Origin of the sequence: Streptomyces yangpuensis (assembly GCF_001005295.1) — a bacterium.
Classification (GTDB): domain Bacteria; phylum Actinomycetota; class Actinomycetes; order Streptomycetales; family Streptomycetaceae; genus Streptomyces; species Streptomyces yangpuensis.
Window position 1 is genome coordinate 250,763 of the sequence record NZ_LBMK01000009.1, and the last position, 18,364, is coordinate 269,126.

Annotated in this window: 18 protein-coding genes; 4 read left to right on the top strand and 14 right to left on the bottom strand. The window is 73.2% G+C overall.

What is annotated here, in order from left to right; all coding sequences use genetic code 11:
• Positions 1-33 precede the first annotated feature (33 nt).
• The gene (locus AAT21_RS31825) at positions 34-609 is read right to left on the bottom strand and encodes a histidine phosphatase family protein (protein WP_046780492.1); all 576 of its coding nucleotides are present in this window, start codon (positions 607-609) and stop codon (positions 34-36) included.
• Between the two features lie 32 nt (positions 610-641).
• Positions 642-2,099: an aminotransferase-like domain-containing protein gene (locus tag AAT21_RS31830; protein WP_046780430.1), complete on the bottom strand. Its 1,458-nt coding sequence runs from the start codon at positions 2,097-2,099 to the stop codon at positions 642-644.
• Between AAT21_RS31830 and AAT21_RS31835 the strand changes: the two genes are divergently transcribed.
• A complete protein-coding gene (locus tag AAT21_RS31835) occupies positions 2,098-3,027 on the top strand; it encodes a DMT family transporter (protein ID WP_046780431.1) in 930 nt (309 codons plus the stop codon). The genes AAT21_RS31830 and AAT21_RS31835 overlap by 2 nt on opposite strands.
• 33 nt (positions 3,028-3,060) lie before the next feature.
• A complete protein-coding gene (locus tag AAT21_RS31840; RefSeq protein ID WP_046780432.1) occupies positions 3,061-3,258 on the top strand; it encodes a DUF1918 domain-containing protein in 198 nt (65 codons plus the stop codon).
• Positions 3,259-3,289: 31 nt separating this feature from the next.
• Here the strand turns inward: AAT21_RS31840 and AAT21_RS31845 are convergent, their stop codons facing one another.
• Entirely contained in the window at positions 3,290-4,531 is a 1,242-nt protein-coding gene (locus AAT21_RS31845; RefSeq protein WP_079026091.1) for a glycoside hydrolase family 10 protein, read from the bottom strand.
• Between the two features lie 139 nt (positions 4,532-4,670).
• On the opposite strand from AAT21_RS31845, the gene AAT21_RS31850 reads away from it, so the two are divergent.
• On the top strand, positions 4,671-5,564 hold the full coding sequence (locus AAT21_RS31850) for a 3-hydroxybutyryl-CoA dehydrogenase (RefSeq protein ID WP_046780433.1): 894 nt from the start codon (positions 4,671-4,673) through the stop codon (positions 5,562-5,564).
• Between the two features lie 19 nt (positions 5,565-5,583).
• On the opposite strand, the gene AAT21_RS31855 is transcribed toward AAT21_RS31850, so the two are convergent.
• The 10 genes from AAT21_RS31855 to infC form a co-directional block, all read right to left on the bottom strand.
• The gene (locus tag AAT21_RS31855; protein ID WP_046780434.1) at positions 5,584-6,117 is read right to left on the bottom strand and encodes an NUDIX hydrolase; all 534 of its coding nucleotides are present in this window, start codon (positions 6,115-6,117) and stop codon (positions 5,584-5,586) included.
• Positions 6,118-6,170: 53 nt separating this feature from the next.
• On the bottom strand, positions 6,171-7,511 hold the full coding sequence (locus AAT21_RS31860; RefSeq protein WP_046780435.1) for a hypothetical protein: 1,341 nt from the start codon (positions 7,509-7,511) through the stop codon (positions 6,171-6,173).
• Positions 7,512-7,937: 426 nt separating this feature from the next.
• Positions 7,938-8,975, bottom strand: a complete 1,038-nt coding sequence (locus AAT21_RS31865) for a PP2C family protein-serine/threonine phosphatase (protein WP_046780436.1) — start codon at positions 8,973-8,975, stop codon at positions 7,938-7,940.
• Positions 8,976-9,126: 151 nt separating this feature from the next.
• Positions 9,127-11,655 carry a phenylalanine--tRNA ligase subunit beta gene (pheT, locus tag AAT21_RS31870; protein WP_046780437.1) on the bottom strand — a complete coding sequence of 843 codons (2,529 nt, stop codon included), beginning with the start codon at positions 11,653-11,655 and terminating at the stop codon, positions 9,127-9,129.
• Positions 11,655-12,782: a phenylalanine--tRNA ligase subunit alpha gene (pheS, locus tag AAT21_RS31875; protein WP_046780438.1), complete on the bottom strand. Its 1,128-nt coding sequence runs from the start codon at positions 12,780-12,782 to the stop codon at positions 11,655-11,657. Before pheS ends, pheT begins: the two co-directional genes overlap by 1 nt.
• Before the next feature lie 152 nt (positions 12,783-12,934).
• On the bottom strand, positions 12,935-14,179 hold the full coding sequence (locus tag AAT21_RS31880) for a sensor histidine kinase (protein WP_046780494.1): 1,245 nt from the start codon (positions 14,177-14,179) through the stop codon (positions 12,935-12,937).
• A gap of 57 nt (positions 14,180-14,236) precedes the next feature.
• A complete protein-coding gene (locus tag AAT21_RS31885; RefSeq protein ID WP_046780495.1) occupies positions 14,237-15,097 on the bottom strand; it encodes a TrmH family RNA methyltransferase in 861 nt (286 codons plus the stop codon).
• Between the two features lie 199 nt (positions 15,098-15,296).
• Positions 15,297-15,683: a 50S ribosomal protein L20 gene (rplT, locus tag AAT21_RS31890; protein ID WP_007263143.1), complete on the bottom strand. Its 387-nt coding sequence runs from the start codon at positions 15,681-15,683 to the stop codon at positions 15,297-15,299.
• A gap of 106 nt (positions 15,684-15,789) precedes the next feature.
• Positions 15,790-15,984, bottom strand: coding sequence for a 50S ribosomal protein L35 (gene rpmI / locus AAT21_RS31895; RefSeq protein WP_030012385.1), 195 nt, complete (start codon positions 15,982-15,984; stop codon positions 15,790-15,792).
• A gap of 104 nt (positions 15,985-16,088) precedes the next feature.
• On the bottom strand, positions 16,089-16,802 hold the full coding sequence (gene infC, locus AAT21_RS31900) for a translation initiation factor IF-3 (protein ID WP_046780439.1): 714 nt from the start codon (positions 16,800-16,802) through the stop codon (positions 16,089-16,091).
• A 325-nt stretch (positions 16,803-17,127) separates the two neighbouring features.
• Here infC and AAT21_RS31905 point away from each other — a divergent pair, with 325 nt between their 5' ends.
• Positions 17,128-17,511: a DUF1844 domain-containing protein gene (locus AAT21_RS31905; protein ID WP_030963249.1), complete on the top strand. Its 384-nt coding sequence runs from the start codon at positions 17,128-17,130 to the stop codon at positions 17,509-17,511.
• A 96-nt stretch (positions 17,512-17,607) separates the two neighbouring features.
• Here AAT21_RS31905 and AAT21_RS31910 read toward each other — a convergent pair whose 3' ends face one another.
• On the bottom strand, positions 17,608-18,348 hold the full coding sequence (locus tag AAT21_RS31910; RefSeq protein ID WP_046780440.1) for an SseB family protein: 741 nt from the start codon (positions 18,346-18,348) through the stop codon (positions 17,608-17,610).
• Positions 18,349-18,364: the final 16 nt, after the last annotated feature.

Genomic DNA, 18,364 nt, shown 5'->3' on the forward strand with positions numbered 1-18,364 from the left:
GGCCGTTCCCGAGGGGCGTTCGCAGGGGGCTGGTCAGGCCGGGGCCTGCAGGCAGAGGTGCCACTGGCCGGGGCAGCCCGTGAGGGTCATCGTCGACAGCGGCCGGACGTCCACGTTCCAGTAGGTCAGCGGGGGCGCCTGCAGGGCGTAGACCAGGGCGGCGCGGACCACCGAGGGCTCCGCCACCGCCACGATCGCGCCGCCGTCCTCGGCCGGCCGGGTGTCGAGCCAGCCGCCGATCCGCGCGATGAAGGCGAGCAGCGACTCCCCGCCGTGCGGGGCGGCCAGCGGGTCGCTGAGCCACTGGTCGACCGCGTCGGGCTCCTGCGCGGCCACCTCGCCGAGGGTCAGCCCCCGCCAGCGGCCCATGTCGCACTCGCGCAGCGCCGGCTGGGCCAGGGGCGCGTACCCGAGGGCCTCGCCGGTGGCCCGGCTGCGCGGCGTGGGCGAGCAGTAGCGCAACTCGGCCGCCGCCAGGGGGACCAGGCCCTGCGCGGCGGACTCCACCGACCGCCAGCCGGCTCCGTCCAGCGGGCGGTCGTCGTCGAAGCGCTCGGCGAGCAGCGAGGAACTGCGGGCTGCGGCGACGAGCGAGACCCGAACATGCATCTGGTGATGGTGGGCCGCGCGGTGGCGGTGGGTCAAGCATCGGAGGTGAGGCCGCCGCCCGGCTCCCCGCCCAGGCCCGCCCTCAGCCGCTGGACGGCCTCGACCAGTTCGCCCGGGCCGGAGACCCCGGCGAAGCTCAGCCGGACGTACGGAGCGGGCGGTTCGGCGCAGAAGTAGGGGCGTCCGGGGGCCACCGCGACACCGGCGCGCAGGGCCGCGGCCGCGAAGGACGCGTCGTCGCCGCCCCCGGTCATCCTGGCCCACAGCTGGTAGCCGCCGGTGGGCGGATGGGGCACCGTCAAGCCGGGCAGCTCCCGGCGCAGCGCGCCGGCGAGCACCTCGCGGCGGTGGCGCAGTTCGGCGGCCACCGTGCGCAGGTGGCGCGGCCAGGCGGGCGCGCCGACCAGTTCCAGGGCCGCCTCCTGGAGCGGGCGGGGCACGAAGAAGCTGTCCACGACCTGGACGGCGCGCAGCCGCTCCACCACGGGGCCGCGGCCGGCCAGTGCGCCGACCCGCAGGCTGGGCGAGGTGGCCTTGGTCAGGGACCTGACGTGCACGACGACGCCGTCGTGGTCCTCGGCGGCCAGGGTCGCGGGCAGCGGCCCGGAGTCGTCGTGGGCCAGCGCGCGGGCGTAGTCGTCCTCGACCACGAAGGCCCCGGCGGCCCGGGCGATCCGCAGCACCTCCGGGCGCCGCCCGGGGGCCAGGACGGCGCCGGTGGGGTTCTGGAAGAGCGGCTGGCAGACGAACACCCGCGCCCCGGTCGCCTCGAAGGCGGCGGCCAGCAGTTCCGGCCGGACCCCGTCGGCGTCCACCGGCACGGGCACCGGCCGGCACCCGGAGGCGCGGGCGATGGCCAGCAGCCCGGGGTAGGTCGGGGACTCCACGAGGACCGGCGCCCCGGGCGGGGCCAGCGCCCGCAGGGCGGTGGCCAGCGCGCTCTGCCCGCCCGCGGTCACCAGGACGTCGGCGGCCGCGACCGCGCCGCCGATCTCGCGGGCGAACCAGTCGCGTAGCTCCGGCAGCCCCTCCATGGGCGGCCGGTCCCAGGCCCCGGGGCGTCGCCCGGCCCGGGCGAGCGCGGCGGCCATGGCCCGCTCGGGCTGGATGGAGGAGTGCAGGTATCCGCTGTTGAGGGCGATCACCGACGGCGGCGGCGCGGCCAGGCAGGCCAGCACCCCGGAGGCGTCCACCGAGCGCGGGACGATGTCACCGGCCCCCTCGGCGCTGAGGGCGACCTCCTGCCAGGAGGTGTCCCCGGCCGCCGGCAGCGGCGTACGGGGCGCGGCGCGGAAGACACCGGCTCCGGGCCTGGTGACGACGAGCCCGTCGGCGGCGAGCTGGGCGAGGGCCCGGGAGACGGTGACAGGGCTGACCCGGTAGCGCTCGACCAGGGCGCGGCTCGACGGCAGCTTTCCACCTATCGAGTAGCGGTTCAGTTCGGACCGCAGTGAATCCGCCAGTTCCGCGACACTGCTACGCTCATACATGACAGCACAGAATAGCGCTACTCTCCCGAACGCGATAGCGGTGAAGAATCCGCTGCTGCGGGGTACGGCTCTCGCCTCGCTCGGCGTCGTCGCCTTCTCGCTGACCTTCCCCGCCACCGCGTGGGGCCTGGAGAGCTTCGGCCCGTGGTCGCTCGTGGCCCTGCGCAGCGTCCTGGCGGCCGCGATCGCGGGCGTCTTCCTGCTGGCCCGCCGGGTCGCGCCGCCGGCCCGCGAGCACTGGGCGGGGCTCGCCGTCGTGGCCGGCGGGGTGGTCGTCGGCTTCCCGCTGCTGACGACCCTGGCGCTGCGGACGTCCACCACCTCGCACGCCGCCGTCGTCGTCGGCCTGCTTCCGCTGACCACGGCCGCACTGTCCGCACTGCGCACCGGTACCCGGCCCCCGCGGGCCTTCTGGGCCGCCGCCGTGGCCGGGGCCGTGGTGGTGCTCGGCTTCACCCTGGCGCAGAGCGGCGGCTCCCTCTCCGCCGGCGACGGCTACCTGTTCGCCGCGCTGCTGGTGTGTGCGGCCGGGTACACCGAGGGCGGCCGGCTGGCCCGCGTCCTGCCGGGCTGGCAGGTGATCGGCTGGGCCCTGGTGCTGTGCCTGCCGCTCAGCGTGGCCGGCTCGGTGCTCGGGCTCGTGTACGAACCGGTACACCTCACCGGCCACGGTCTGGCCGGGCTGGTCTGGGCGGCGGCCGGCTCGACCTTCCTCGGCCTGTACGTCTGGTACCGGGGCATGGCCGAGATCGGAGCGCCCCGGGCCAGCCAGCTCCAGCTCGCGCAGCCGCTGCTGACCCTGGTCTGGTCCGTGGCGCTCCTCGGAGAGCACCTCGCCCCCGCCGCACCGGCTGCGGCCTGCGCGGTTCTCGTCTGCATCGTGGTGACCCAACGGGTCAAACAACCCCGGAACGACCTAAACTGCTAGCACCGGATCGGAGCGCCACCGAGGAGGTCAGACATGCGAGCTACCGAGGGCGACCAGCTGGTGCAGCACGGCAGGATCGTCGGACAACCCGACAAAGTAGGCGAGATCACCCAGGTGCTCGGCGAGAACGGGACGCCCCCGTACCGGGTCCGCTTCCAGGACGGACACGAAGCGCTGATGGCTCCCGGACCCGACTGCGTGGTCCGCCACCCCGCAGAGCCCACCCACTGACGAGTCCTGGCGGGCACCGACAGGCACTGAGTCACCGCGGCGGCACGGCCGAGCCGTAATGGTCGGCGACCACACGGGCCATCGCCCCGTTGGGGTCCGCGGCCACCTGCTTCGCCGAGAAGTAGACATGGCCGCGGACCTCCGGGTATCCGCGGGCGAACCGCACGTGCTCGGACAGCTCCGCCGGATCCCGCCAGGCGGCGGTGGGGCTGTTCGCGTCGCAGCGGTACAGCCCCTCCCCCACGTACAGGTCCACACCGGTACCCGCGACGGTCCGGGCCCACCAGGGGACGAGCGCCGCGTAGTCGGCCGTCGGATGTCCGATGTGCCAGTAGGCCTGCGGCACCACGTAGTCGATCCAGCCCTGGCGGACCCACTTGCGGGTGTCCGCGTACAGGTCGTCGTACGCCGAGAGGCCCCGGGTCTTCGAGCCGGCCGGGTCCCGGTCGGAGTTGCGCCAGATCCCGAAGGGGCTGATGCCGAACCTGACCGCGGGCCGCAGGGCGCGCAGCCGCTGCGACATCTCGCGGACCAGGGTGTCGGTGTTGCCGCGGCGCCAGGCCGCCCGCGACGAGAAGCCGCCGCCGTACTCCTCGTAGGCGGCGTCGTCGTCGAAGTACTCGCCCTGGACCGGATAGGGGTAGAAGTAGTCGTCCCAGTGGACCGCGTCCAGCGGGTAGCGGGTCACCGCGTCGAGCATGGCCTCCTGCACGAACCGGCGCACCTCGGGCACCCCGGGGTTGTAGTAGAGCTTCCCGCCGTACTCGACCGTCCAGCCGTCCTGCCGCGCCGGGTGCTCGGGCACCAGCCGGTCGAAGTCGGTGTGGTTGGCCACCCGGTACGGGTTGAACCACGCGTGCAGCTCCAGACCGCGGGCGTGCGCCTCGGCGACGGCCGTGCCGAGGGGGTCCCAGCCCGGATGGACCCCCTGCCGCCCCGTCAGCCACTGCGACCAGGGCTCGAAGGAGGACGGCCACAGCGCGTCGGCCGCCGGGCGGACCTGGAGGATCACGGCGTTGAGCCGGCGACGGACGGCGGTGTCGAGCAGGGCGAGCAGCTCCCTGCGCTGGGTCGCGGCGGACAGCCCGCTGCGCGAGGGCCAGTCGACGTTCGAGACGGTCGCGATCCACATCCCCCGGAACTCGGGGGTGCCGGCGCCCCCCGCGGGGAGCGGGCCGGACCTGCGCGGCCCGGCGAACGCCGGTCCCCCCGTCGCGGCGGCGATCACCCCCGCCGCTCCTGCCAGCAGTGCCCGTCGGCCGATGTGCGCCATGTGACGCCTCCGTTTCGTTGAGTGACGATGCGCGGTGTCCGCCCAGCATGCCCGCCCCGGCCCGCCGTGCCGCGCAAGGTCGGGAGTAACGTCGGGGGGCGTGGCGGGCGCCGGAATCACACGGGGGACCCGCCGACGGATGAGCTGCGAAAGGCACGAAGTGACTGACCTCCCTTCCGACATCACACGCGTCGGCGTAGTGGGCTGTGGCCAGATGGGCGCGGGTATCGCCGAGGTGTGCGCCCGAAGCGGCCTTGAGGTCAAGGTCGCCGAGACCACCGGCGAAGCCCTGGAGATCGGCCGTACCCGGCTTCAGAACTCCCTGACCAAGGCCGCCGAGCGCGGCAAGATCACTGAGGAGGAGCGGGACGCCACCCTGGCCCGCCTCACCTTCACCACCGACCTCGGCGAGTTCGCCGACCGCGACCTCGTCATCGAGGCGGTCGTCGAGAACGAGCAGGTCAAGACGGAGATCTTCCAGGTCCTCGACCAGGTGATCACCCGCCCGGACGCGATCCTCGCCTCCAACACCTCCTCGATCCCGCTGGTCAAGCTGGCCGTCGCGACCTCGCGGCCCGACCAGGTCATCGGCATCCACTTCTTCAACCCGGCCCCGGTGCAGAAGCTCGTCGAGCTGATCCCGGCGCTGACCACGGGCGAGGAGACGATCAAGCGGGCAGAGGCCCTGGTGCGGGACGTGCTCGGCAAGCACGCGGTCCGCGCCCAGGACCGCTCCGGCTTCGTCGTCAACGCCCTCCTCGTCCCGTACCTGCTGTCCGCGATCCGGATGTTCGAGTCGGGGATCGCGAGCCGCGAGGACATCGACAACGGCATGGAGCTGGGCTGCGCCCACCCGATGGGCCCGCTGAAGCTGTCCGACCTCATCGGTCTGGACACCATCGCCTCGATCGCCGACTCGATGTACGCGGAGTACAAGGAGCCGCTGTACGCCGCACCCCCGCTGCTCCAGCGGATGGTCGACGCCGGCCGCCTGGGCCGCAAGACGGGCGCGGGCTTCTACCCGTACGGCTGACCGCCCGGGTGAGCCGCGGCTACCGGCCGAGCCGCAGGTGGTGCAGCAGGAGCAGCCCGGCCGCCATGTTGGCGGCCGGGATCTCCCCGTGCGCGATCATTTCCGGCACGAGCCCCAGGGGGACCCACTCCCGGCGCGAGGACTCGAAGTCGTCCTCGGGGTGGCCGGTGTAGGTGGCCCCGTCCGCCCAGTACAGGTGATGGCGGGCGTCGGTCAGACCGTTGGACGGCTCGACGGTCATCAGGTGGTGGAGGGGGCCGGGCCGCCAGCCCGACTCCTCCTCCATCTCGCGGGCCGCCGCGGCGGCGATGTCCTCGCCGTCCTCGACCACCCCCGCCGGCAGCTCCCAGCCCCAGCTGTCGGTGATGAAACGGTGCCGCCAGAGCAGCAGCACCTCGTTGGCCTCGTTGACGGCCGTGGCCACGGCCACCGGGCGCAGCCGGATCACGAAGTGGTCCAGGTGCCGGCCGTCGGGAAGTTCCACATCGGCGAGATTCACATCGAACCAGCGGTTCTTGTACACAGTCTGCTCACTCAGGTTCGTCCACTGCACGGCTGTGCCACCTTCCGTTCGAGTAGGTGGCAAACATCGCAGCAGTTGCCCTGTCACAGCGGAACGCGCAGCGCCCCGTCGATGAGCCGCACGGTCTCCTGCGCGTCCGAACAACCGCTGGTCAGCAGCTGTTCACGGACCGCCCACAGCCGGTCGCGCAGCCGCAGCGACTCCATCCCCCGGGCCCGCTCGGCCATCTCGGCCGCACCCGCCGCGGCCCGGTCCGCCTCCCCCTGCCGGAGCTGGATCTCGCAGAGCATCGCCAGCCGGTGCACCCGGCCGCGGTCGTGCGCGGGGGTCCCGACGGCTGCGGCCGCCTGGACCCGCGCGGCTTCCAGATCCCCCAGACTGAGCAGTGCCTCGGCGACCTGCACGTTGACGAGGCCGGGCTGCACGTAGCCGGTCTCGTCCGGCTCGCTGCCCGGGCGGATCCGCGCGGCGGCCGCCTCGGCGCCCCGGATGCAGGCCAGTGCGGCCTGCCCGTCGCCGAGTTGGGCGTACGCCTTGGCCTGCATGGCGTGCAGGTCGGCGGCGAGCGCCGGGGTGGTGTGCCGGCCCGCGGCCCGCAGGGCGGCCTCGGCGAACGCGACGGCCTGGCGGTACTCCCTCAGGTGCAGGGACTGGTTGACGATCAGGGCGATCACATACGCCCCGAGCCCCCGGTCGCCGCTCGCCTTGGCCAGCCGCAGCGCCTGGTGGAAGTAGCGCTGGGCCAGCCCGTGCGCGTCCGAGTCGTACGCGCAGATCCCCGCCACCGCCACCAGCGAGCCGGTGGCCCGGTGCAGCCGCCGGCCGAGGTCGTCGGGGTAACTCCCGCGCAGCATCGGCGCGGTCTCGGCGCCGAGGAAGCGGACGATCCGGTCACGGGTGGCCATGCCGCCGGCCCGGCGGTACATCAGCTCGTAGTGGACGCGGGCGGCCTTCAGCATCTCGACGTGCTCGGGACCGATCCGCAGGGGCCCGTCGCGGGAAACGTCGGCGTCCTCGGGCGGGTTCTCCCATTCCCAGACCGGGATGACGGCCGGGGTGCCGGTGACCGCCTCGGCGGTGAGCAGTTGGGGCCGGGCCTGGCCGTCGGAGCGCCACAGGGCGGCGGCCCGGTCCACGAACCCGCTGAGCGGGGAGGCGTGCAGTGAGACCGGCCGGTCCGGCACGCCGAGGCCGATGTCGTCCAGCCCGAGGGGCCGCCGCAGCCGGCCGCCGAGCACCTCGCAGATCAGGTCGGGGACCTGGCCGCGCGGCCGCTGCCCCTTCAACCACCTGGTCACGGCGGTGTGTTCGTAGCGCAGGGCCAGCCCGCGGGTACGCCCCGCCTGGTTCACGTGGGCGGCGAGCCCGGCGTGGGACATGCCCGCCTCGGCGAGGAGGGCGTCGAGCAGGACATTGGGCTGCATGGGCCGCTCCCGGAGCTCGTCGGTATCAGGCTAGTGGGTGCAGGGTTCACACGGGGTGTACTGCATTCGATTCACACAGGGTGTGAAGTAAGTACGCGCATAAATGCGTTCCGCACTCTGCCGCACGGCCCCCTGGAGGCGCTTGACTGAAGACCCTCGCCAAGAGGAGCTCGGGTCGTCGGCTCCCCCTCGTACAGTGCGACGACCCGTCACCGCGCCGCCCGTCCTGCTGTCTGCCCGACACTCCATGGCAGGCGGGCGGCGCCTTCCGGTTCCGCCGGCGCCCGGTTGGTCGCCGGGCCCCGGCGGCGGACCGGACCGGACGCGCGCCGGGCCCATCCACCGGACCCGGCGCGCGTGGTCGGTGCCCGTGCTCGGTGCCGGTGCTCGGTGCCCGTGCTCGGTGCCCGTGCTTGGTGCCGGTCGTCAGTGCCGGTCGTTGCGGAGCACCAGCAGGGCGACGTCGTCGGCGAGTCTCCCGCCGGTGTGCCGCAGCAGGGCCGCGTGCACGCCTGCGACCAGCCGCGCGGGCGTGAGCGGTGCCTCGGCGAGGACGCTCCGCAGCGGGAAGAACCGCCCGGCGGCGTCCCGTGCGTCCTCGGCCCCGTCGGTGTGCAGGAACAGCGTCTCCCCGGGCCGCAGTTCCCCGCACACCTGCGGCCGCGGGTCCGGCGGTAAGGGCACCACGCCGAGCGGCGGCAGGGTCTCCCCGGCGAGCCATGCGAGCCCCGCCGGCGACCGGGGCGACGACCAGGACACGGGGTCCGGGGCGGAGCCCCCGCTGCGCACCCCGCAGGGCTCCGGGGCCGGTCTGATCACATACGGCCACGGGTGGCCGCAGTTCAGGGCCGTCAGGGTGTCGTCCGGGGCGATCTGGAGCAGCAGGACCGTCACGAACTCCTCGGCCGCCGGGGACTCCGGCTCACCCGCGCACACGGCCGGATGCTCCGCTCGGGCCCGGTCCCGTACGTGCCGGCCCAGGGCCCGTTCCATCCGCAGCAGGACGCCGCCGAGCGACGGCTCGTCGTACGCGGCCTCACGGAAGGCGCCGAGGACGGCGGCCGCCGCACCCAACGCCGGCAGCCCGTGGCCGCGTACGTCCCCGATGACCACGCGGATCCCGTGCGCCGTCGGCACGGCCTCGTACAGATCACCGCCCACCGCGGCGCCCCGGCTCGCGGAGAGCTGCGCCGCGGCCAGGGTCACACCGTCGACGCGGCCCGGCAGCGGCCGCAGCAGGGCCCGCTGCGCGGCGCCCGCGATCTCCTGCGACCGGCGCAGCTCGGCCAGCAGCCCGCGCCGGGTGTGCAGCGCGCACCCGGTGGCCAGCAGCAGGAACGCCGCACAGGTGGCCAGGCTCGGCAGCAGCAGCCCCGGCGTGGCCAGCTCCCAGGACACCGCGGCACCGCCCCAGGCGGCGACGCACACCCGGCGCACCCGGGTCATCTCCCTGCGCGTGATCATCCGTAGGACTCCCCTCCGGCCGGGTCGATTGTGTCGACCGGACGGCGGGCCCCGACATGGGCCGCGGAGCTTCTCACCCGAATGAGTGAGGGGCCTGTCCAATGGCGGACAGGCCCCTCACCAGGCCTCGAACGGGTCCGAGGCCGTACGGCTACGCGCCCCGGAGGACCGCCCCGGTCCGCTCCCCGGCGAGCGCCACCGCCGCGTCGCGCGCGGCCGTGGACTCCTCGGCGGTCAGCGTCCGGTCCGCCGCGCGGAAGCGCAGCGCGTACGCGAGGGACTTCTTGCCCTCGCCGACCTGCTCACCGGTGAACACGTCGAACAGGCGCAGCGACTCCAGGAGTTCACCCGCGCCCTTGCGCAGCGCGGCCTCCACCGAGGACGCCGGGACGGACGCGTCCACGATCAGCGCGACGTCCTGGGTCGCCACCGGGAAGGAGGAGATCCGGGGCGCCTGGACGGCCTGACCGCCGGCCGCCGCGAGGCGGTCCAGGTCGAGCTCCATCGCGCTGGTGCGGGCCGGCAGGCCCATGGCCTTGACCACGCGCGGGTGCAGCTCACCGGCGTGGCCGATGACCTGCTCCACACCGCCGACGGTGACGACCAGCTCGGCGCAGCGGCCCGGGTGCCACGGGCCGTACTGGCCCTGGCGGACGACGAGCTCGGCACCGGCCTCGACGGCCAGCGCGCGGGCCGCCTGGACGGCGTCCGCCCAGTCGGCCGGGCGGCCCTTGCCCCACCAGCCGGCCTGCTCGCGGGCACCGGCCAGCACGACCGCGGCGTACCGCGGCTGCGCGGGCAGCGCCGCGTCCAGGGTGGCGATCTCCTCGTCGGTGGGACGCCGGTCGACGGGCAGCCGTACGGCGACACCCGGTTGCGCGGCGGCCCGGAAGACCGAACCGGTCTCGAAGAGCGCGAGGTCGTGGCTGCCCCGGCTGTCGTTGCGGCGCAGCGCGCCGAGCAGACCCGGCAGCAGCGTGGTGCGCAGCGCCGGCTCCTCGTCGGAGAGCGGGTTGACCAGCGTGACGACCTGGCGGGCGGCGTCGTGGGCCGGCAGCTGCAGCTGGTCGAAGACGCCCTCCCCGAGGAAGGGGTAGCTGAGCGCCTCGACGTAGCCGGCGCCGGCCAGCGCGCGGCCGACCCGGCGGTGCAACTGCTGGCGGGCGGTCAGGCCGCGGCCGGAGGGCACCTGGGGCAGGGTCGACGGGAGGTTCCCGTAGCCCTCCAGCCGGATGACCTCTTCGGCGAGGTCGTTGGGCGCGGCGAGGTCGGGCCGCCACGACGGCAGCGTGACGACGAGCTCGTCCTGGCCGTAGACGTCGCAGCCGATCTCCTGGAGGCGGCGCACGACGGTCTCACGCCCGTAGTCCATGCCCGCGACCCGGTCCGGGTGGTCGGCGGCCATCGCGATGGTGCGCGGCGCGCCCGGGGCGATGACCTCGGTGACGCCGGCCTCGGCGGTGCCGCCCGCGAGGAGCACGAGCAGGTCGACGGTCCGCTGGGCGGCCGCGGCGGCGGCCAGCGGGTCGACGCCCCGCTCGAAGCGCTTGGAGGCCTCGGAGGAGAGCTTCATGCGGCGCGCGGTGCGCGAGATCGACACGGAGTCGAAGTGCGCGGCCTCGATGACCACGTCGGTGGTCCCGGTGACGGCGCCGGTCTCCGGGTCGGTGACGGAGTCGGCGATCTCGGTGTTGGCGCCGCCCATGACACCGGCGAGACCGATCGGCCCGCTGTTGTCGGTGATCACCAGGTCCTCGGCGTCGAGCGTGCGCTTGACGCCGTCGAGGGTGGTGAACTTCTCGCCCTGCTCGGCGCGGCGGACACCGATGGTGCCGTCGATCCGCGAGCGGTCGTAGGCGTGCAGCGGCTGGCCCAGTTCGAGCATCACGTAGTTGGTGATGTCGACGGCGAGCGAGATCGGGCGCATGCCCGCCTTCTGCAGGCGGCGCTGGAGCCAGATCGGGGAGCGGGCCTCGGGGTCGAGGCCGGTGACGGTGCGGGCGGTGAAGCGGTCGCAGCCAGCCGGGTCGTCGATCTTGACCGGGTAGCCGTACGAGTTCGGTCCGGGCACGTCGAGCAGCGCCGGGTCGCGCAGCGGCAGGCCGTAGGCGGTGGCCACCTCGCGGGCGATGCCGCGCAGGGACATGCAGTAGCCGCGGTCCGGGGTGACGTCGATGTGCAGCACCTCGTCGACGAGCTGGAGCAGCTCGATCGCGTCGGTGCCGGTCTCGTGCTCCGGCGGCAGCACGATGATGCCGTGCGTGCCGTCGTCGCCCATGCCGAGCTCCTCGCCGGAGCAGATCATGCCGTGCGAGGTCCTGCCGTACGTCTTGCGCGCGGCGATCGCGAAGTCGCCGGGCAGGACCGCGCCGGGCAGGACCACGACGACCTTGTCGCCGACGGAGAAGTTCCGGGCGCCGCAGACGATCTCCTGCGGCTCGCCGGTGCCGTTGGCGGAGCCGACATCGACGGTGCAGAACCGGATCGGCTTGCGGAAGCCCTCAAGCTCCTCGATGGTCAGCACCTGGCCGACGACGAGGGGGCCCTTGAGGCCGGCGCCGAGCTGCTCGACCGTCTCGACCTCCAGGCCGGCGTCGACGAGCTTGGCCGCGACGTCGCGACCGGATTCACCGGCGGGGAGGTCGACGTACTCCCGCAGCCACGAAAGCGGGACCCGCATCAGATCTCCATCCCGAAAGGCCGGGTGAAACGAACGTCACCCTCGACCATGTCTCGCATGTCTTCAACGTTGTGACGGAACATCAGCATCCGCTCGATGCCGAAGCCGAAGGCGAACCCGCTGTACTTCTCCGGGTCCACACCGCAGGCGGTCAGCACCTTGGGGTTGACCATGCCGCAGCCGCCGAGCTCGATCCAGCCCTCGCTGGAGCAGGTACGGCAGGGGCGGTCGGGGTTGCCCACCGACTCGCCGCGGCACACGTAGCACTGCATGTCCATCTCGGCGGACGGCTCGGTGAACGGGAAGAAGTGCGGGCGCAGCCGGGTGGTGGTCTCCTCGCCGAACAGCTCCTTGACCATGTGGTCGATGGTGCCGCGCAGGTCGGCCATGGTCAGGCCCTCGTCCACGGCGAGCAGCTCGACCTGGTGGAAGACCGGGGTGTGCGTCGCGTCGAGCTCGTCGGTGCGGTACACGCGGCCCGGGCAGACGATGTAGACGGGGGGCTTGCGCTCCAGCAGCGAGCGCGCCTGCACCGGGGAGGTGTGGGTGCGCAGCACGACGCCGGACTCGTCGCCCTCGGTGCCCTCGGGCCCCTTGACGAAGAAGGTGTCCTGCATCTGGCGCGCCGGGTGGTCGGGCGTGAAGTTGAGGGCGTCGAAGTTGAACCACTCCGCCTCGACCTCGGGACCCTCCGCGACCTCGTAGCCCATGGCGACGAAGATGTCCGCGACGCGGTCCATCAGCGTGGTCAGGGGGTGGCGGGCGCCGGCGGGCGTGCGGTCATAGGGCAGCGTGACGTCCACCGCCTCCTCGACCAGCACCCGCTCGTCACGCTCGGCCTCGAGCTCGACGGTACGGGCCCCGAAGGCCTTGTTCACGGCGCCGCGGGCCTGGCCCACGCGCTTGCCCGCATCCGCCTTGGCCTGCGGGGGCAGGGCGCCGATCTCGCGGTTGGCGAGCGCCAGGGGCGAGCGGTCGCCCATGTGCGCGGTCTTCGCCTCGCGCAGCGCGTCGAGGTCGCCGGCGGCCGCGAAGGCGGCGAGCGCCTCGTCCCGCATGCGCTCGATCTCTTCCGGTTTCAGTGCCTCGACCTCGACAGGGTCGTACGACTTGTTCGGTGCCGACATCTCTTCCCGTACTTCCGATGGCTGGCTGGTGGGTCCCCCGCGCGACGCGCAGGACGCGCTCGGCACAAGGACACAAAGGTGCCAAAGGACGAGTCTAAAGGTCGCTGGGGGTGAAGGAGCCCGTGGGCCGCCCGGCGAGACCCTCCGCAGGACTACTGCGTGAGATAGGCCGGGGCGCTCACGGGCAGGATAAATCGGAACTCGGCGCCGCCGCCGGGGCCGCGGCCGACCGTGATGGTGCCGCCGTGCGCCTCCACGATGCCCTTGACGATGTACAGGCCCAGGCCGGTGCCGCCGCGCTTGCTTCCCCGCCAGAAGCGGGTGAAGACGCGGGCCATCGACTCCTCGGGGATCCCGGGGCCTTCGTCGGACACGGTGACGGCGGTTCCCTTCTCATGCGGCGACACCCCGATGGTGACCGTTCCTTCGCCGTGGCGCACCGCATTTTCGAGGAGGTTGCCCAGGATCTGGTCGATCTTGTCCGGATCGGCCCACAGGTCGGGCAGCGGGCGGCTGACGCTGACGAGGAAGCGTGCGGGGTCCTGGCCGTTCGCGGTGAGCGCCTGGACGTGCCGGCCCACGGCGGTGGCGATGTCCACCGGCTGCCGGCGCACTTCCAGCCGGCCGGAGTCGATGCGTGAGATGTCCAGGAGCTCCGCGATGAGGCGGGTGACGCGGTTGGCGTCGGCGTCGACGGTCTCCAGCATCAGCCGCTTCTGGTCGTCCGTGAACCGTTCCCACTTGGCGAGCAGGGTCGCGGTGAACCCCTTGACGGAGGTCAGCGGGGAGCGCAGCTCGTGGGCGACGGTGGCGATCAGCTCGGCGTGGCTGCGCTCGGTGCGGCGGCGGGCCTCGGTGCCGCGCAGGGTGACCACGAGGCGGCGCACCGGGCCGGTGGGGTGGGTGCGGACATAGCTCGCGGAGACGAGCACCTCGCGGCCCCCGGGGAGCAGCAGGTTGCGCTCGGGCTGCCCGCGGCGGGTGGCGAGGCCCCCGTACGGGTCCGTCAGCGCCCACCAGCGGCGGCCTTCGAGGTCCTCCAGCGGAAGGGCCCGGTCGATGGGGGCGCCGAGCGCCCGCTCCGGCGCGAGCTGGGTGATCCGGGCGGCGGCCGCGTTGAAGCAGACCACCCGGCCCCGCTCGTCGGCGACGACGAGCCCGTCGGGCAGGCTGTCGGGGTCCACCGCGAAGCCGAGGCCGCCGGACGGGGCCTCGACGGCCGCCCGGTCGGTCCTCCGGACCGGCGGCCGGGCGCCGCGCGCCCGGCCCGAGTCCACGGCCTGCGGCGGCACTCCGCACAGCCCGTCGACGGCCGCGGCCGGGACTGCGGGGGCGTCCCGGAACCGCTCCTCGGCCGCGTCAGCGGCTCCGGGTGAGCTGTTCGTACCGACGGTCATGTCCCCGTACCCCACATCTCCGAGTAGCGCAGTGGGCCCCTCCGGGCCGCCACACTACTAGCTGGGGGTCACGGAGCGGCACCCTCCGGGCGCCCGCTGTGCACGCGCGGATGCGTAGAGACACACGGCGGCGGCCGTCGCCAGGTTCAGGCTCTCCGCCTTCCCGTGGATCGGGACCCGTACGACGGCGTCCGCGAGGGCCCTGGTCTCCTCCGGCAGGCCCCAGGCCTCGTTGCCGAAGACCCAGGCGGAGGGGCCGCCCATGGTGCCCGCGTCCAGTTCGGCGTCGAGGTCGTCCTCGCCGGCTCCGTCGGCCGCCAGGATCCGTACGCCGGCCGCGCGCAGCCCCTCGACGGCCTGTTCCACCGGGACGCCGACGGCGACCGGGAGGTGGAAGAGGGAGCCCACGGAGGCCCGTACGGACTTGGGGTTGTAGAGGTCGACGGAGGCGTCGGTCAGCACCACCGCGTCGGCGCCGGCGGCGTCCGCGCAGCGCAGCACCGTACCCGCGTTGCCGGGGTCCCGGACGTGCGCGAGGACCGCGACGAGCTTGGGCCCGGCCTTGAGGATCTCCTCGAAGGGCGAGTCGAGGAAGTGGCAGACACCGACGAGTCCCTGCGGGGTGACGGTCTGGGAGACCTCCGCGAGCACCTCGTCGGAGGCGTAGTGCACGCGGGCGCCCGCGTCCAGGGCCGCACCGACGATCTCGGAGTAGCGCTCGGCGGCCTCGACCGTGGCGAACAGCTCGATCAGGGTCGGGGCGCCCGTGGGACCGCGGTGCTCGACGGCCTCGCGGACCGCCTGGGGGCCCTCGGCGATGAACCGGCGCTCCTTGGTGCGGAAGTTGCGCCGCGCCAGTCGCCTGGCGGCGGCCACCCGCGGGGATCGGGGGGAGATCAGCTCGGCGGGGTGACCCAGGTCAGCCATGGTCTCTGCGGTTCTCTCTCGGGGTGCGGGCGCCCAGGGCGCGGTGGTGCGGGGCCCAGGGGTGCGGGGCGCGCGCCACGCGCGGAGCGCGGGCGGTACGCCCACCTGCGGGGCGGGGAAAGCACTCGGACCCGCAGGCGGTTCGCCTGCGGGTCCGAGGGTGCCGGCCGATCGAGCGGCCGGCCAGGCCTTACGCGGCGGCCTTGGGGGCGTTGACGTCGGCCGGGAGCGCCTTCTGCGCGACCTCGACGAGCGCGGCGAACGCGTTGGCGTCGTTGACGGCCAGCTCCGCGAGGATCTTGCGGTCCACCTCGATGTTGGCGGCCTTCAGACCCTGGATGAGGCGGTTGTACGTCATGCCGTTCTGGCGGGCAGCGGCGTTGATGCGCTGGATCCACAGCTGACGGAAGTCGCCCTTGCGCTTCTTGCGGTCGTTGAAGTTGTAGACCAGCGAGTGGGTGACCTGCTCCTTGGCCTTGCGGTACAGGCGCGAACGCTGACCGCGGTAGCCGGAGGCCGCCTCGAGGATCGCCCGGCGCTTCTTGTGGGCGTTTACTGCCCGCTTGACGCGTGCCACTTTTTAACTCCTTGTAGCGGGGCCGTGGGTGTCTTCACACGACCCGGAAATTCGATGGGGTCCCGGTCTCGACATGCATCCGCTCCCGGCAGGGGAGCGGTGGATGTCAGATGCCGAGAAGCTTCTTGATCTTCGCGGCGTCGCCGGGAGCCATCTCCGCGTTGCCGGTGAGGCGGCGGGTGACACGGGACGACTTGTGCTCGAGCAGGTGGCGCTTGCCGGCGCGCTCGCGGAGCACCTTGCCGGAGCCGGTGACCTTGAAGCGCTTCTTGGTACCGCTGTGCGTCTTGTTCTTCGGCATGGCGCCGTTATCTCCTCGTCGGTGGCGCTCCCGCGCCGGTCCGGACCGGACCGGCTGTGGGGAGCGTCATGGTGTGTAGGTGATTCGAGACAGGTGCCTCGAAATCAGGCCTCGGCGTTCGCCTCACCGGCGTCGGCCTCGGTGACCTCGGCATCCTTGGTGTCCGTCGCCTCGACCGGGGCGGCCTCCTTGGAAGGAGTCGCCTCGTCGGCAGCGGCGGCACCCTGGCGCTCGGCCTTGCGGGCGGCCTGCGCCTCGCGGGCTTCGGCCATCGCCTCGGTCTTCTTCTTGTGCGGACCGAGGACCATGATCATGTTTCGGCCGTCCTGCTTCGGGTTCGACTCGATGAAGCCGAGCTCCTCGACGTCCGAAGCGAGACGCTGCAGCAGTCGGTAGCCGAGTTCCGGCCGGGACTGCTCGCGACCACGGAACATGATCGTGATCTTGACCTTGTCGCCCTGCTTGAGGAACCGAACGACGTGACCCTTCTTGGTGTCATAGTCGTGCGGGTCGATCTTCGGCCGGAGCTTCATTTCCTTGATGACCGTGTGCGCCTGGTTCTTGCGCGCCTCACGGGCCTTCATGGCCGACTCGTACTTGAACTTGCCGTAGTCCATGAGCTTGCAGACCGGCGGGCGTGCGGACGCCGCGACCTCGACCAGGTCGAGGTCGTACTCCTGTGCGAGCTCAAGCGCCTTGGCAAGCGGCACGATGCCGACCTGCTCGCCGCTGGGACCGACGAGTCGTACCTCGGGAACGCGAATCCGGTCGTTGATGCGGGGCTCGGTGCTGATGGATCCTCCTCGGTAGCACCACACGACTGCCTGGCAGACAGCCGCTGACGTGTATTTCCGTCAGACCGACCACAGCGGGAGAATGAAAAAAGCCCCGCCGGGCACAGGCAGGGGCTCCAATACGACCGGAGCACCGCCGCATGCGAGACGCGGGGCGCAGACTCGGGCGGCTTTCCATCGTCCGTACGGAACGATGGATGCCGCCTGACCGGTGACCCGCCGCCCCGGAAGGCGGTCAGGTGGGAGAACGGAGCCTCCACTTGTGGGCCGGACACCACAGCATCCGGCCGGTCGATGTACATACTAGCACCCGCGTTGCAAGCCCGCCGCACGGCATATCGTGGGGCGCATGACTGACGCGACACCCTCCACCCCCACCGATTCCGCTGCCGACGGCGCCCCCGACTACGACGCCATGACCCGCGACATCGCGGACGTGCCCGCCGTCGAGGTGATCACCACGGTGGCCGTGCACCTGCTGAGCGCCGCGGCGGTCAACCTTGGCCTGGACAAGCCGGACTCCGAGCACAAGGACCTCGACGAGGCCCGCAAGCTGATCACGGCTCTCGCCGGCCTGGTCACCGCGAGCGCCACCGAGATCAGCTCCTTCCACGCCGCCCCGCTGCGCGACGGCCTGAAGTCGCTGCAGCTGGCCTTCCGCGAGGCCTCGATCGTCCCGGACGAGCCGGGCCAGGGCCCGGGCGAGAAGTTCACCGGCCCGGTCTTCGGCTGATCACCGGCCGTCCCGTACCGGGAACGACGAAGTCCCGTACCGGGAACGACGAAGGAGGGGCGGGCCGTGTATCGCGGCCCGCCCCTCCTTCGGCGTTCAGCGGGTGAAGAGCGCCTCGCCGGGCGGGACCGGGGCGTCCGCCGGCAGCAGCGCCAGATTCAGACCGCGCACCAGGCGGGCCCGCAGGGTGGTGTCCGCCGCCAGGGCCTCGGCGACGCGGCGGGCCGCGGCAGGCGCCTGCGCGTCGGCGGCCAGCACGATCGCGAGGATTCCGTCGGCGTCGGCCCCGCCCGGGCCGAGGTGGGCACGCAGCACGGCCGGCTCGCCGGACACGGCGGCCCGTACGGCCTCCCGTACCGCCGGGTCGGCCAGCGGGTCGGTGTCCGTGCGGCCCTCGGCGAGCGCCAGCAGCGCGGGGCCGGTCAGCTGGTAGGCGACCGGGCCGGCCAGGTCCAGCACCACGGTGTCGGCCTTCTCGTGCGCGGCGGCCGCCAGGGCCTGGTGCAGCGGGACGGCCACCGGCCGGGCGGCAGGGTCCCACAGCGCGAGCGAGGCGATGGAGGTGAAGGCGGGCAGGGCCCGGCGGTCGCCCGCCCGCAGCGTCGGGACGGCCATGTCGCTGGTCTTCTCCCGCTTGAGGCCGGTCTCCGGGTCGGTCTCCACCTCGCCGAGCACGGCGACCACCGGGACCAGCAGCCGGGCGCCCTTGAGTGCGGCCAGCACCCGCGGCTCCTGGGTGCGGTCCTCGGCCCACGCGGCGAGGGCCGCGGTCAGCTCGGGATCGGCGGAGCCGTCGTCGTCGGAGAAGCCCGGGTCGGGAATGTTCTTGTTCGCCATGTTCGCCACAGTTACC